Origin of the sequence: Nocardioides szechwanensis (assembly GCF_900103935.1) — a bacterium.
In the GTDB taxonomy this organism is placed as follows: domain Bacteria; phylum Actinomycetota; class Actinomycetes; order Propionibacteriales; family Nocardioidaceae; genus Nocardioides; species Nocardioides szechwanensis.
This window is the reverse complement of record NZ_FNIC01000007.1, coordinates 210,493-223,448: the sequence shown is the minus strand read 5'-3', so window position 1 is coordinate 223,448 and position 12,956 is coordinate 210,493. Positions and strand designations below refer to the sequence as shown.

Here is a 12,956-nt window from a genome sequence, read left to right as displayed (position 1 = left end):
GGAACTGGCGGACGGGTTGCCTGACGACTGCGGCACGACTTGCTTCGCCTCTTTCGATGAGCGCGCGGGGATGAGGGTGTGTGTCGTCAAGGCTAGACCCACGGGCCAGCAAATACCGACCCGAGCCCAGCCTTTGGGGCAGGGTGTTGCCGAACCCACCAGTCAGGGCTGCCGACACGGCCCGAGAGGACGAAACTCGACCATGGTCAGACTCCCACTCCGAGCAGGCCGGCCGACGCGGGCGGTGCCGGCCACGGCCGTCTGCCTGGCCCTGGCTCTCTCGCTCACGGCGTGCTCGGGCGACGACGAGCCCGAGGACGGCGATCCGCCGAGCACGAGCGCGTCTCCCTCCGGGCCTCCTCCGATCGAGACCGTGGCCCGCCTCGGCGAGGTGGTCGGCGACCTGGACAAGCAGAAGAAGGCCCGGCTGAAGACCAAGGTCGCGGAGGTCGTGGACGCCTGGATCGACGCGGCCTACCTCGGCGACTTCCCACGCACCGACTTCTCCGACGCCTTCCCCGGCTTCACCAAGGGCGCCGCCGCCGACGCGACCACGGACGCCGCCCTGATGACCAACAAGCGCTTCGCCGCCGACCTCGAGCAGGTCGTCGCGACCAGGCGCGAGGTCGTCGTCGACGCCCTGGCCGTGCGCAAGCACGCCGTCGCCGCCACCGCTCGCTTCGTGCTCGCGATGACGCTCGATGGCGGCGTACACCGCCGGGAGCGCGTCCGAGGCCGGCTCTTCCTGACCTACGACGACGGCGCCTGGCGGGTCTTCGGCTACGACGTGAACAGGGGGCGTGGCCGATGAGGCGCGCACAGCATCCGGCCCGGCTCGCCCGCACCCTCCGGACGGTGGCCCTCGGCTGCGTCCTCGCGGTCTCGGCCCTGGTCATCCCGGACTCCACCGTGGCCTCGACGGAGGTGACGCTCGTCAAGATCGAGAGCGCCCAGGGCATCGACCTCGAGCCCGACGTCGTCTGGATCCTCGCGGTCGGCTCCGACGCCCGTCCCGGCGAGGACATGCTGCGCACCCGCGGCGACGCCCTCCAGCTGATCGGGATCAACACCAGGACGGGAGCGGCCACCACGATCGGGGTGCCGCGCGACTCCTACGTGTCGATCCCGGGCGCCGGCTCCGACCGGATCAACGCCGCCCTCTACTACGGCGGTCCCGAGCTGCTCGGCCGGGCGATCGGGGAGCTGATCGGGGTGCAGCCGGAGTATGTCTTCGTGACCCGGTTCCCGTTCTTCGAGGACATGGTCGACGACATCGGAGGGATCGACGTACGCAACCCGTCGTACTTCTCCGACTCGAACCTCAAGCCCAACGGCTTCAAGACCGGGCGCCTGCACCTCAACGGCTACTCCGCGATGGCGTTCGCCCGCATCCGCAAGACCCTGCCCGGCGGCGACTTCGACCGCTCGGCCAACCAGCAGCGGGTCCTGCGCGGCATCCAGTCGACGGTGCGCAACAAGGCGGACCAGCCGGGCTTCATGGAGCGCGGCGTGCTCACGGTGATGAAGCACCTCCACACCGACCTGCCCCCCGGTGAGCTCTTCAAGCTCGCCCAGGCGATCGCCCAGGTCGACCCCACCAAGGTGACCGGCTGCGTGGTCCAGGGCGGGATCGGCAACATCGGGGGCGCCAGCGTGGTGCTGCCCTACGTCGAGCAGGCCCGCAGCTACGGCGACCAGGCCCGCAAGGACGCCACCATCGAGCGCTGCTGAGCCGGATGGACCGAAATGCGACGTCGGGGCGGACCTTGCGGTCCGCCCCGACGTCGTTGGTGCTAGCGGGTCACTTGGTCAGGAACCGTGCCGAGACCTGGCCGAGGTTGATCGCGGTGTCCAGCGCGGTCAGCTGGATCACGAGGCCGCTGACCTTGGTGCCGTAGTAGTTGCGGTCCTGCTGGACGAGCATCTGCACGACGCCGTTGTCGAACGTGTAGCCGGGGCCCGGCCGCAGCGAGTCGGTGATGTCCACGCCGTTCACGAGGATCTGGGCGAACGTCGTCGACACCTTCTTGCGGACCTCCTGGCCCTTGCCCGGGGCGTAGACGTCCACGCGGGAGGAGAGGCCCTTGATCAGGATGTCGAGGCTGTTGGGGACCGCGACCCGGACCTCGTCGACCTGCGCCGAGCTGAAGCCACGCCCGACGGCGCCCTTCTGGAGGCCCTGGTAGGTGTACTTCATGCCCTTGAGGCTCACACCCAGCTGCTCGTGGACGAGGCTGGCGGTGGGGGTGCTGATGGTGCGGACCTTGCCGAAGGTGCCCTCGCAGGGGATCGAGCGCTGGGCGATGCCACCGAGGGAGACGATGTCGTTGAGGGCGGTCAGCTCGAGCGCCGACATCGTGGAGCGGAAGACGCCGGCCGGGACCGGGCGGCTGATCCGGCTGCTGGCGCGGCCGAGCTGGAGCACGGTGTCCTCACCGGTCGCGTCGACCAGGATCCGCAGGGCGTAGGCCTCGGCGGCGGCGAAGTTGGGGCCGGTCTTGCCCGACGACGTGCCGAGGCTGATGCTGCCCAGGCCCGGGATCTCGAGAGGTGCGGCCAGCTCCGTGAGCAGCTGGACGACCTGGTTGACGATCTGCGTGACGGGGGCGGTCACCTGGCTGAGGATGTCGAGCAGCTGCTGGACCTCGGCCGGGACCGGCGAGTTCTCCGGCATCGTGAGCTTCATGCCCTGGAACCCGAAGGAGTGGGTCTCGCGGAAGGCTCCGGCGCCGTTGTTGGCCTGGGCGTCGTAGAAGGAGTCGGCCACCGAGCGGAGACCCTCGATCGTCAGGACGGGGGTGGCCACGCCGGCCACCTCGCCACCGAGCTCGATGTCGGCGACGGTGCTGATCGCGCGGACGCCGTTGATGCCCTTCGCGGCGTCACGGTAGGTCTTGCTCTCGCTGCTGGTGGCGGCGACCTTGATCAGGTCGTTCTCGATCGGGAGCGTGGCCAGCGAGGGCTGGGCCTTGCGAACGCCGGCGATCCGCGTGCACGGCAGCTGAAGGTCGGCGTCACGCAGGGTGCGTACCTCGACGTTGTTCACGAGGAGCTTGGTGCCGTAGACGCTGGCCTTGTAGCCGAAGCGGGTCACGGCGCCCTTCTCGGAGGCCGCGGGGGCGGAGGCGACGGCAGGCGTGACGGTGAGGCTGGCGGACAGGCCGGCGGCGCAGGCAACCGCGACGGCGATCGAGCGAGCGAGCGAACTTCTCATGCGAGTGACTCCTATGGGGTGACGAGGCAGACGACCGGCCGAGTCCGATGTTGTGACAACGGCTCAACGTGACGGACGTTATAGAGACGACTAGACCAGTGGTTCGGAGCGTGACGGGTCGGCACTTGAGGACCGGGCATCGGGCCGAGCTGCTGGCTTTTGGGCGGACTGTCGCCGGTGGGTAAGGTCCCGCTGCGTGCAGGCGCATTTTCGGCAGGACATCCAGGGGCTACGTGCCGTTGCGGTGACCCTGGTGGCGCTGGACCACGCGGCGGTCGGCCCGTTCCACGGCGGCTTCATCGGCGTCGACGTCTTCTTCGTGATCTCGGGCTACCTGATCACGTCGCTGCTGCTGCGCGAGGCCGACAAGACCGGGCACATCTCGCTGTCGAGCTTCTACGCCCGCCGAGCGCGCCGGATCCTGCCGGCGGCCCTGCTGGTCACCCTCGCCACGATCCTGCTCGCGGTGCTCTTCCTCGACGGTGCACGGGCGCTGTCGGTGGGGGAGCAGGCCATCTGGGTGACGTTCTTCGCCGCGAACATCAAGTTCGCCGCCGAGGAGACCGACTACTTCGCCGAGGGTGCGCCGGCCTCGCCCCTCCAGCACTACTGGTCGCTGGCCGTCGAGGAGCAGTACTACCTCTTCTGGCCGCTGATCCTGATCGGGGCCATCGCGCTGCTCGCCGGCTGGCTGAAGGGCCCCCGCCGGGCCGCGATCGCAGTGCTCGTGGTGATCATCACGGCCTCCTTCGCGTGGTCGGTCCACCAGACCGCCCAGGACCCGACCGCGGCCTACTTCTCCACCCCGGCGCGTGCCTACGAGCTGGCGATCGGAGCGCTCGCCGCCGCCGTCACGCCGTACCTCGCCCGGTTCTGGCGCAGCTATCTTCCGTTCCTGCTCGCCCTCGCGTCGTGGGTCGGCGTGGCGATGATCGGCTACTCCGCCCTGGTCTACACGCCGCAGACGCCGTTCCCGGGGTCGGCCGCGGCCGTGCCCGTCGTGGGGACCGCGCTGCTGCTGCTCGGCGGACGCGAGCGGGTCGCTGCCTGGGGACCCCAGCGCGCCCTCTCGGTGCTGCCGATGCGCCTGGTGGGGGACTGGTCCTACTCGTTCTACCTGTGGCACTGGCCGGTGATCATCGTCGCCCGCTACCAGTTCGGGGGGATCTCGGGCTGGCGCGGCCTGGCCGTGCTGGGCGTCGCCCTGGCGCTGTCGGCGGCGACGTACTACTGGGTCGAGACGCCGTTCCGCACCCGCAAGGTGTGGAGCAAGGGCCACACCCGGGCGCTGCTGCTCTACCCCGCGACGATCGCGATCGTGCTGCCGTCGGTGGCGGTCGCCAACCATGTGGTCCGGGCCGGGTCGAACGATGGCGGGGCGGCGATCACGGTCACCAACTACGGCCAGGACGACTCGGACAAGCCGCGCCGGTTCAGCGACGACCCCTACGTCGCGCTCGTCCAGGCCTCGGTGCTCGCCGCAGAGAACGAGATGGAGGTCCCGGGCGGGCTGCGACCCAGCCCCCTCGACCTCGTCGACAGCGTCGCGTCGACGGACGACTGCCCCTACTTCGACCTCAAGACCAAGGACCTCGAGCTCTGCCCCCGAGGTGACACCGAGGGCGACAAGCAGATGGTGCTCATCGGCGACTCGCACGCCCGACAGTGGATCCCGGCGCTCGAGCAGATCGCCGAGGACCACGGCTACGTCGCCTACTTCCTGGTGCGCGAGGGCTGCCCGGCGGCCGACGTGGTCCCGTGGAAGAAGACCGGCGGTGGGTCGGTCGGGTGCCCGGAGTTCCAGGACTGGGCGGTCGAGCAGGTCCAGGACCTCGAGCCCGACCTGACCGTGCTCGCCACGGACGCCAACGAGCGGGGCTTCACCGACGACGAGGGCAACCAGGTCGGTGACGAGGCCGGGATCGAGGCGTTCCTCGAGTCGGGACTGGTGGACACGATCGAGCAGGTGAAGCCCTCCAGCGGCAAGACCGTGGTGATCGGTGACCCGCCGATCCACACGGTCGGCCCCGTGGAGTGCATCACCCGGGACGACCCGACCCTGCTCGGCTGCCTCGGGCCGCCCCAGGAGAGATCGATCCGCATGATGCGGGCCACCGAGCGGGCCGCCGAGACCGCCGGTGCCGACTTCGTCTACACCGCCGACTGGTTCTGCGCCCGCGACCTGTGCCCGACGGTGATCGGGCAGTTCATCACGCACCGCGACGACGAGCACATCACCGTGGAGTACGCGGAGTACCTGGCGCCCGAGCTGGCGCGGTTGATGGGCTTCCCGCCGGCCGACTGACCCGGGGGCAGGTCACCTCATGTGACCCGACCAGGACGCGTCGAACCAGTCGCGCAGCCACTGCGTCATCACGACGATCTCGCGCTGCTGCTCGTCGCGGATCGTGCCGGCCAGTTCGGCGACCTCCGGGTGGACGTCGGTGGACATCAGCAGGTGCTGCGACATCATCACCGCCATCATGTGGTGGCCGACCATGTCCTCGAGGAAGGTGCGGTCGAGCTCGTCGCCCTCGAGGCCGTCGAGGTCGCGCATCATGGGCTCGTAGTCCGCCGGCCCGGCGTCGGGATACCACTCGTTGAGCCAGCCGCGCATCAGCTCGATCTGGGCGGTCTGGCTCTCCACGATCGACGCACCGAGGTCCCGCATCTCCGGCCGGTCGGACCGGCCCAGCTCCCGCGCCGTGGTGACGGCCTCCTCGTGGTGAGCGACCATCTCCACGAGGTACGCCGGCTCGCTGGTGGACGCCGAGCCGTGCCTCCCGCCGCCCATCCGGTCGCCCATCCGGTCGCCGGTCCGGTCGCCGGTCCGGTCGTCGTCGCCCATCATCGACATCCCCGAGCCGTCGCGGCCCATCATCGGGTGGCGGTCGTCGTCGTTCGCGAGCGTGACTGCGGCTGTGGCCAGGGCGATGACGAGGGCGACGGCACCGGCCGCCGCGAGGAGCACGCGCTTGGTCATGACTGCCTCCAGGGAGCAACTCCAGGATGGCGTGGGTCATGCCGGCAGCCCAGGGTCCGGGGGCGTCGGTGGCCGGGACCTTCGTCCCGCCGTGGTGATGGGTACCCCCGGCAGGATTCGAACCTGCGCTTCCGCCTCCGGAGGGCGGCGCTCTATCCCCTGAGCTACGGGGGCTCTTGGGTGCGGCACGACCTTACAGGCGCGGTCGGGCTGGGGTGAAACCGGTTCGGAGTCCCGCACCCCACGCCGATAGTCTTGGCCGGTGACCCCAGAGCAGCTCTCCACCGCGATCGTCGATGTCCTGACGACCCTGTCCGACGAGGGTGCCATCACCCTGCCCGACGGTGTCCCGACGACGGTGACGGTGGAGCGACCCCGGCAGAAGGGTCACGGCGACTACGCCACCAACATCGCGATGCAGCTCGGCAAGCGCGCCGGGATGAACCCGCGCGCCTTCGCCGAGCTCGTGCAGGGCGGCCTGGCCGCCATCGACGGCGTCGCCGGCGTCGATATCGCCGGTCCGGGGTTCCTCAACATCACCGTCGAGGCCGGCGCCCAGGGCATCGTCGCGCAGCAGATCGTCGCCGCCGGTGCGTCGTACGGCACCTCCGACGCGTTCGCAGGCGAGAAGATCAACCTGGAGTTCGTCTCCGCCAACCCCACGGGCCCGCTCCACATCGGTGGCGTGCGCTGGGCGGCCGTCGGCGACGCCCTCGGTCGGGTCTTCTCCATGACCGGGGCCGAGGTGACGCGGGAGTACTACTTCAACGACCACGGCGCCCAGATCGATCGGTTCAGCCGGTCGCTGCTGGCGAGCGCCAAGGGCGAGCCGGCCCCGGACGACGGCTACGGCGGGCAGTACATCCACGACATCGCGCGCGCCGTCATCGAGAAGCGGCCGGACGCTCTCGACCTGCCGCCGGAGGAGTCGCTGGAGGCGTTCCGCGCAGGGGGCGTCGACATGATGTTCGCCGAGATCAAGCAGAGCCTGCACGACTTCGGCGTCGACTTCGACGTCTACTTCCATGAGGACGAGCTGCACAAGAGCGGTGCGGTCGAGCGGGCGGTGGCGCGGCTCACCGAGCTGGGCAACACCTACGAGCAGGACGGCGCCCTGTGGCTCTCCACCGAGAAGTACGGCGACGACAAGGACCGGGTGGTCATCAAGTCGGACGGCGAGGGCTCCTACCTCTCCGGTGACCTCGCCTACTACCTCGACAAGCGTGAGCGGGGCTTCGACCGCTGTTTCATCATGCTGGGCGCCGACCATCACGGCTATGTCGGTCGGATGATGGCGATGTGCGCCGCGTTCGGCGACACCCCGCACGAGAACCTCGAGATCCTGATCGGCCAGATGGTCAACCTGGTCCAGGACGGCGAGCCGCTGCGGATGTCGAAGCGGGCCGGCACGGTCGTGACGATCGACGACCTCGTCGACGCGATCGGGGTCGACGCGTCGCGCTACGCCCTGGCGCGCTACAGCTCCGACTCGACCATCGACATCGACCTGGGGCTGTGGACCAAGCAGTCCAGCGACAACCCGGTGTTCTACGTCCAGTACGCGCACGCCCGGGTCGCCTCGATCCTGCGCAACGGCGCCCAGCTGGGTCTCGAGCCCGCAGGCAGCGAGTTCGACCCGGCGCTGCTCTCCGACGAGAAGGAGGGCGAGCTGCTCCGGGCGCTCGCGGAGTTCCCTCGCGTCATCACGGCGGCCGCCCAGCTGCGCGAGCCGCACCGCGTGGCCCGCTACCTCGAGTCGCTCGCCGGGCACTACCACCGCTTCTACGACAACTGCCGGGTGCTGCCCATGGGCGACGAGGAGCCGTCAGACCTGCACCGTGCCCGGCTACTGCTGGTCGCCGCCACGCGCACCGTGCTCGCCAACGGTCTCGCGCTCCTGGGTGTCTCCGCGCCCGAGAGAATGTGACCGGGTGACCCACGAAGCCGGCTGGGCCCACGCTCCGGGCGCCCTGCGCGGGCCGTCCTGGTTGCGCGAGCCCGCCGACCCCAACGCGCTGGTGCCGCTGCTGTGGTCCAGCACCGCCCACAAGGTCGACGGCGAGCTGACCGTCGGGGGAGTGGCGGTGGCCGACGTGGTCGCGGAGTTCAACACCCCGGCGTACGTCCTCGACGAGGACGACTTCCGCGCCCGGGCCCGCGCGTTCCGCGACGCGTTCGCGGCCTATGACGTCTTCTACGCCGGCAAGGCGTTCCTGTGCACCACGGTCGCGAGGTGGGTGGCTGAGGAGGGCCTCAACCTCGACGTGTGCTCGTCGGGCGAGCTCACGGTCGCGCTCAAGGCGGGCTTCGACCCGGCCCGGATCGGCTATCACGGCAACAACAAGACCTACCCCGAGCTGCGCCGGGCCGTCGCCGCCGGTGTCGGCCGGATCATCGTCGACAGCTTCATCGAGATCGAGCGGCTGGGCCAGGTCGCCGCCGACCTCGGCACCACCACGCGCGTGATGGTGCGGGTGACGGCCGGGGTCGAGGCCCACACCCACGAGTACATCGCCACCGCGCACGAGGACCAGAAGTTCGGTTTCTCGATCACCTCCGGCGACGCCCTCGAGGCCGTACGCCGCGTCGTCGCGGCCGACGGGCTCGAGCTGCTGGGCCTCCACTCCCACATCGGCAGCCAGATCTTCGACTCCTCCGGGTTCGAGGTGGCCGCCCGCCGGGTGCTGGCGCTGCACGCCACCGTGTCGACCGAGGTCGGGGTGACGATGCCGGAGATGGACCTCGGCGGCGGCTTCGGCATCGCCTACACGACCCAGGACGACCCGTCCGACCCTGCACAGCTCGCCACCGAGATGAGCAAGATCGTCGAGCACGAGTGCCGCGCGCTGGGCATCGCCGAGCCGCGCCTGTCGATCGAGCCCGGCCGCGCGATCGTCGGGCCCGCGATGTGCACCGTCTACACGATCGGGACCGTCAAGCCGGTCGCGCTCGACGGCGGCGCCGTGCGCACCTACGTCTCCGTCGACGGCGGGATGAGCGACAACATCCGCACCGCCCTCTACGACGCCGACTACTCCTGCACCCTCGCGTCGCGCGAGTCCCAGGCGCCGCCGATGCTGACCCGGGTCGTCGGCAAGCACTGCGAGGCGGGCGACATCGTGGTCAAGGACGAGTTCCTGCCCTCCGACCTCGCTCCTGGTGATCTACTGGCGGTCCCGGGCACCGGCGCCTACTGCCGGTCGATGGCGTCCAACTACAACCACGCGCTGCGACCCCCGGTGATCGCGGTGCGGGACGGCGTCGCACGAGTGATCGTGCGGCGCGAGACTGAGGACGACTTGTTGGCAACGGATGTTGGTGCGTGATGTGTGAGGGTCAGAAGCCGCTCAAGGTGGCAGTTCTCGGCTGTGGCTCCGTCGGTTCGCAGGTCGTGCGGCTGCTCACCGAGCAGGCCGGCGACCTCGCAGCGCGGGTCGGGACGCGGGTCGAGCTCGCCGGGGTCGCCGTGCGCCGGATCGACGCCCCGCGCGAGGTCGACGTACCCGAGGGGCTGCTGACCACCGACGCCGCCGGGCTGGTCAGCCGCGACGACGTCGACCTGGTCATCGAGGTGATCGGGGGCATCGAGCCGGCCCGGTCGCTGATCCTCTCCGCTCTCGAGCACGGCGCCTCCGTGGTCACCGCCAACAAGGCGTTGCTCGCCGAGGACGGGCCGACCCTCTTCGAGGCGGCCGAGAAGGCCGGCCGCGACCTCTACTACGAGGCCGCGGTGGCCGGCGCCATCCCGATCCTGCGACCGCTGCGCGAGTCGCTCGCCGGCGACAAGGTGACCCGGGTCCTGGGCATCGTCAACGGCACCACCAACTTCATCCTGGACAAGATGGACAGCTCGGGCGCCGGCTTCGCCGAGGCGCTCGAGGAGGCCCAGGAGCTCGGCTACGCCGAGGCTGACCCGACCGCCGACGTCGAGGGTTTCGACGCCGCAGCCAAGGCCGCCATCCTGGCGTCGCTGGCGTTCCACAGCCGGGTGACCGCCGCCGACGTGCACCGTGAGGGCATCTCGGAGGTCACCGCGGCCGACGTCCAGTCCGCCCGCGAGATGAACAGCGTGGTCAAGCTGCTCGCGATCGCCGAGCTCCGGCCGGGCCCCGACGGCGACGCCGTGTCGGTCCGCGTGCACCCCGCGATGATCCCGCGATCCCACCCGCTCGCCAGCGTGCGCGAGGCCTACAACGCGGTGTTCGTCGAGTCCGAGGCCGCCGGTCAGCTGATGTTCTACGGCCCCGGCGCCGGTGGCGCCCCGACCGCCTCGGCGGTCCTCGGTGACCTGGTCACGGTGGCCCGCAACCACCTTGCCGGCACCCGCGGGCCCGGCGAGTCGGCGTACGCCGACCGGGCGGTGCTGCCGATGGGGGAGACCCGCACCCGCTATCACGTGGCCATCGACGTCGACGACCGCGCCGGCGTCCTGGCCTCGGTCGCGCAGGCCTTCGCCGAGCACGACGTGTCGATCCAGACGGTGCGCCAGGAAGGGCGCGGCGACGACGCCCAGCTCGTCGTGGTCTCCCACGAGGCCACCGACGCCCAGCTCAGCGCCACCGTCGAGCACCTGCGAGGCATGGATATCGTCCGCGAGGTCACCTCGGTGATGCGGGTCGAAGGAGACACCGAATGAACGGCGAACGGACCGCGACCCGCACCCACCAGTGGCGCGGCGTCATCGAGGAGTACCGCGAGCTGCTCGAGATCCCCGAGGGAATCCCCGCGGTCACCCTGCGCGAGGGCGGCACCCCGCTCGTCTTCTCCGAGTGGCTCTCCGGGCTGACCGGCGCGGAGGTGTGGCTCAAGGTCGAGGGCAACAACCCGACCGGCTCCTTCAAGGACCGCGGCATGACCACGGCGATCTCGGTCGCCAAGGCCGACGGCGCCCAGGCCGTGGTCTGCGCGTCGACCGGCAACACGTCCGCGTCGATGGCCGCCTACGCCGCCAAGGCCGGTCTCAAGCCGCTCGTGCTGGTGCCCGAGGGCAAGATCGCCGCAGGCAAGATGGCGCAGGCGATCCTGCACGGCGCCCAGGTGCTCATGGTCCGCGGCAACTTCGACCACTGCCTCGCTCTCGCCCGGCAGATGGCCTGGGAGTACCCCGTCGCGCTGGTCAACTCGGTCAACCCCGCGCGCCTCGAGGGCCAGAAGACCGCCGCCTTCGAGATCGTCGACTTCCTGGGCGACGCCCCCGACTACCACCTGCTCCCGGTGGGCAACGCCGGCAACATCGCGGCCTACTGGCTCGGCTACACGCAGTACCACCGGATCGGCGAGGCCTCGAAGACCCCGGTCATGCGCGGCTTCCAGGCCGAGGGAGCCGCGCCGCTGGTGACCGGCGAGCCGTTCCCCGACCCCGAGACCAAGGCCACGGCCATCCGGATCGGCAACCCCGCGTCGTGGAAGCTGGCCGAGACCGCCCGCAACGAGTCGGGCGGGCGCTTCGCGGCGGTCTCCGACGACCAGATCCTCTCCGCCCAGCGCGAGCTGGCGTCCCGCGACGGCGTCTTCGTGGAGCCGGCCTCAGCCGCCGGCATCGCCGGTCTCCTGCAGGAGCTCGCTCAGGGCGAGTCCTACGCCGGCAAGACCGTGGCGGTCACGGTCACCGGTCACGGGCTCAAGGACACCGTCACCGCGCTCGAGGGCTTCACCAGCTCCGGGCAGAGCATCGTCGACACCGTCATCGACGCGGACGTCACCGAGGCGGCCCGCGCTGCCGGCCTCATCTGATGGTGCGCTTCGTCGAGGGGCCGGTCCGAGTCTCGGTCCCGGCCACCTCGGCCAACCTCGGGCCGGGCTTCGACTCGCTCGGGCTGGCCCTCGACCTGCGCGACCGGCTCGAGGCGCAGGTGCTGCCCGACGGCCTTGACGTCGAGGTGCAGGGCGCCGGGGCGGACGCCGTACCTCTCGACGAGTCGCACCTCGTCGTGAAGGCGATGCGCGCCGGCTTCGAGGAGCTGGGCGGCCAGCCGACCGGGCTGCGCCTGTCATGCACCAACGTCATCCCTCACGCGCGTGGCCTCGGCTCGTCGTCGGCGGCCATCGTGGGCGGCCTGGTCCTGGCGCGCGCGCTCGTCGTCGACGGTGACGCGCTGCTCGGCGACGACGCTCTCTTCAGGGTCGCCGCCCGGCTCGAGGGACACCCCGACAACGTCGCCCCGGCGCTCTACGGCGGCTTCGTCGTCTCCGGCAGCGACGACGGTGAGTTCTACGCCGTGGAGTCGCCGGTCGACCCGCAGGTCACCGCGGTGGTGTTCGTGCCACCCACCGGCGTCTCCACCGAGCTGGCCCGCGGGCTGCTGCCGGCCACCGTGCCGCACGCGGACGCCGCCGCCGACGCTGGGCGTACGGCGCTGCTGGTCGCGGCGCTCGCCGGACGCCCCGACCAGCTGTGGCGCGGGACCCGCGACTACCTCCACCAGGACTACCGCCGCGCGGCCATGCCGGAGTCGCTGGCGCTGGTCGACCGGTTGCGCGCCGAGGGCGTCGCGGCCGTGGTCTCGGGGGCCGGGCCGACCGTGCTCGCCTTCTGCGGCTGGCCCGAGGCGGCGAGCGCGGACGCGCTGCTCGCTCACGCACCGGAGGGCTGGGCCGCCCACCACCTCACCGTCGACCACGACGGCGCCGGTCTCGCGTGACGGTGTGCTGCCGGGACCAGTGAGACGAGTGATACATTGACGCGGCGCCAGAATCTTAGGCGTTGCGCCCTTGTGTGACCACTGTCTTCGACAGTCAATCCCTGTGGTGCGAAACCCC

At 70.7% G+C, this 12,956-nt stretch carries 10 protein-coding genes and 1 tRNA gene; 8 read left to right on the top strand and 3 right to left on the bottom strand.

Annotated elements, in window-relative coordinates; translation table 11 throughout:
• Window positions 1-202: 202 nt before the first annotated feature.
• Entirely contained in the window at window positions 203-811 is a 609-nt protein-coding gene (locus tag BLR90_RS16825) for a hypothetical protein (protein WP_143016245.1), read from the top strand.
• Window positions 808-1,731 (top strand): LCP family protein, encoded by a 924-nt coding sequence (locus BLR90_RS16820; RefSeq protein ID WP_091026378.1) that lies wholly within the window; start codon window positions 808-810, stop codon window positions 1,729-1,731. The genes BLR90_RS16825 and BLR90_RS16820 overlap by 4 nt, the downstream gene beginning before the upstream one ends.
• 70 nt (window positions 1,732-1,801) lie before the next feature.
• Here the strand turns inward: BLR90_RS16820 and BLR90_RS16815 are convergent, their stop codons facing one another.
• Window positions 1,802-3,214, bottom strand: coding sequence for a hypothetical protein (locus tag BLR90_RS16815; RefSeq protein ID WP_091026377.1), 1,413 nt, complete (start codon window positions 3,212-3,214; stop codon window positions 1,802-1,804).
• A gap of 196 nt (window positions 3,215-3,410) precedes the next feature.
• Here BLR90_RS16815 and BLR90_RS16810 point away from each other — a divergent pair, with 196 nt between their 5' ends.
• Window positions 3,411-5,519 (top strand): acyltransferase family protein, encoded by a 2,109-nt coding sequence (locus BLR90_RS16810; protein ID WP_091026376.1) that lies wholly within the window; start codon window positions 3,411-3,413, stop codon window positions 5,517-5,519.
• 12 nt (window positions 5,520-5,531) lie between these two features.
• Here BLR90_RS16810 and BLR90_RS16805 read toward each other — a convergent pair whose 3' ends face one another.
• Together BLR90_RS16805 and BLR90_RS16800 are read right to left on the bottom strand one after the other, a co-directional pair.
• Window positions 5,532-6,197, bottom strand: coding sequence for a DUF305 domain-containing protein (locus BLR90_RS16805; protein ID WP_091026375.1), 666 nt, complete (start codon window positions 6,195-6,197; stop codon window positions 5,532-5,534).
• Window positions 6,198-6,299: 102 nt separating this feature from the next.
• A tRNA-Arg gene (locus tag BLR90_RS16800) sits at window positions 6,300-6,371 on the bottom strand.
• A gap of 88 nt (window positions 6,372-6,459) precedes the next feature.
• Between BLR90_RS16800 and argS the strand changes: the two genes are divergently transcribed.
• The 5 genes from argS to thrB are packed head-to-tail and all read left to right on the top strand — an operon-like array spanning window position 6,460 to window position 12,838.
• A complete protein-coding gene (gene argS, locus BLR90_RS16795; RefSeq protein ID WP_091026374.1) occupies window positions 6,460-8,124 on the top strand; it encodes an arginine--tRNA ligase in 1,665 nt (554 codons plus the stop codon).
• Window positions 8,125-8,128: 4 nt separating this feature from the next.
• Window positions 8,129-9,523: a diaminopimelate decarboxylase gene (lysA, locus tag BLR90_RS16790; RefSeq protein ID WP_091026373.1), complete on the top strand. Its 1,395-nt coding sequence runs from the start codon at window positions 8,129-8,131 to the stop codon at window positions 9,521-9,523.
• On the top strand, window positions 9,523-10,833 hold the full coding sequence (locus tag BLR90_RS16785) for a homoserine dehydrogenase (RefSeq protein WP_091026372.1): 1,311 nt from the start codon (window positions 9,523-9,525) through the stop codon (window positions 10,831-10,833). The genes lysA and BLR90_RS16785 overlap by 1 nt, the downstream gene beginning before the upstream one ends.
• Window positions 10,830-11,930, top strand: a complete 1,101-nt coding sequence (gene thrC, locus BLR90_RS16780) for a threonine synthase (protein WP_091026371.1) — start codon at window positions 10,830-10,832, stop codon at window positions 11,928-11,930. The genes BLR90_RS16785 and thrC overlap by 4 nt, the downstream gene beginning before the upstream one ends.
• Complete coding sequence (gene thrB, locus BLR90_RS16775) at window positions 11,930-12,838, top strand: homoserine kinase (protein ID WP_091026370.1); 909 nt, start codon at window positions 11,930-11,932, stop codon at window positions 12,836-12,838. Before thrC ends, thrB begins: the two co-directional genes overlap by 1 nt.
• Window positions 12,839-12,956 lie beyond the last annotated feature (118 nt).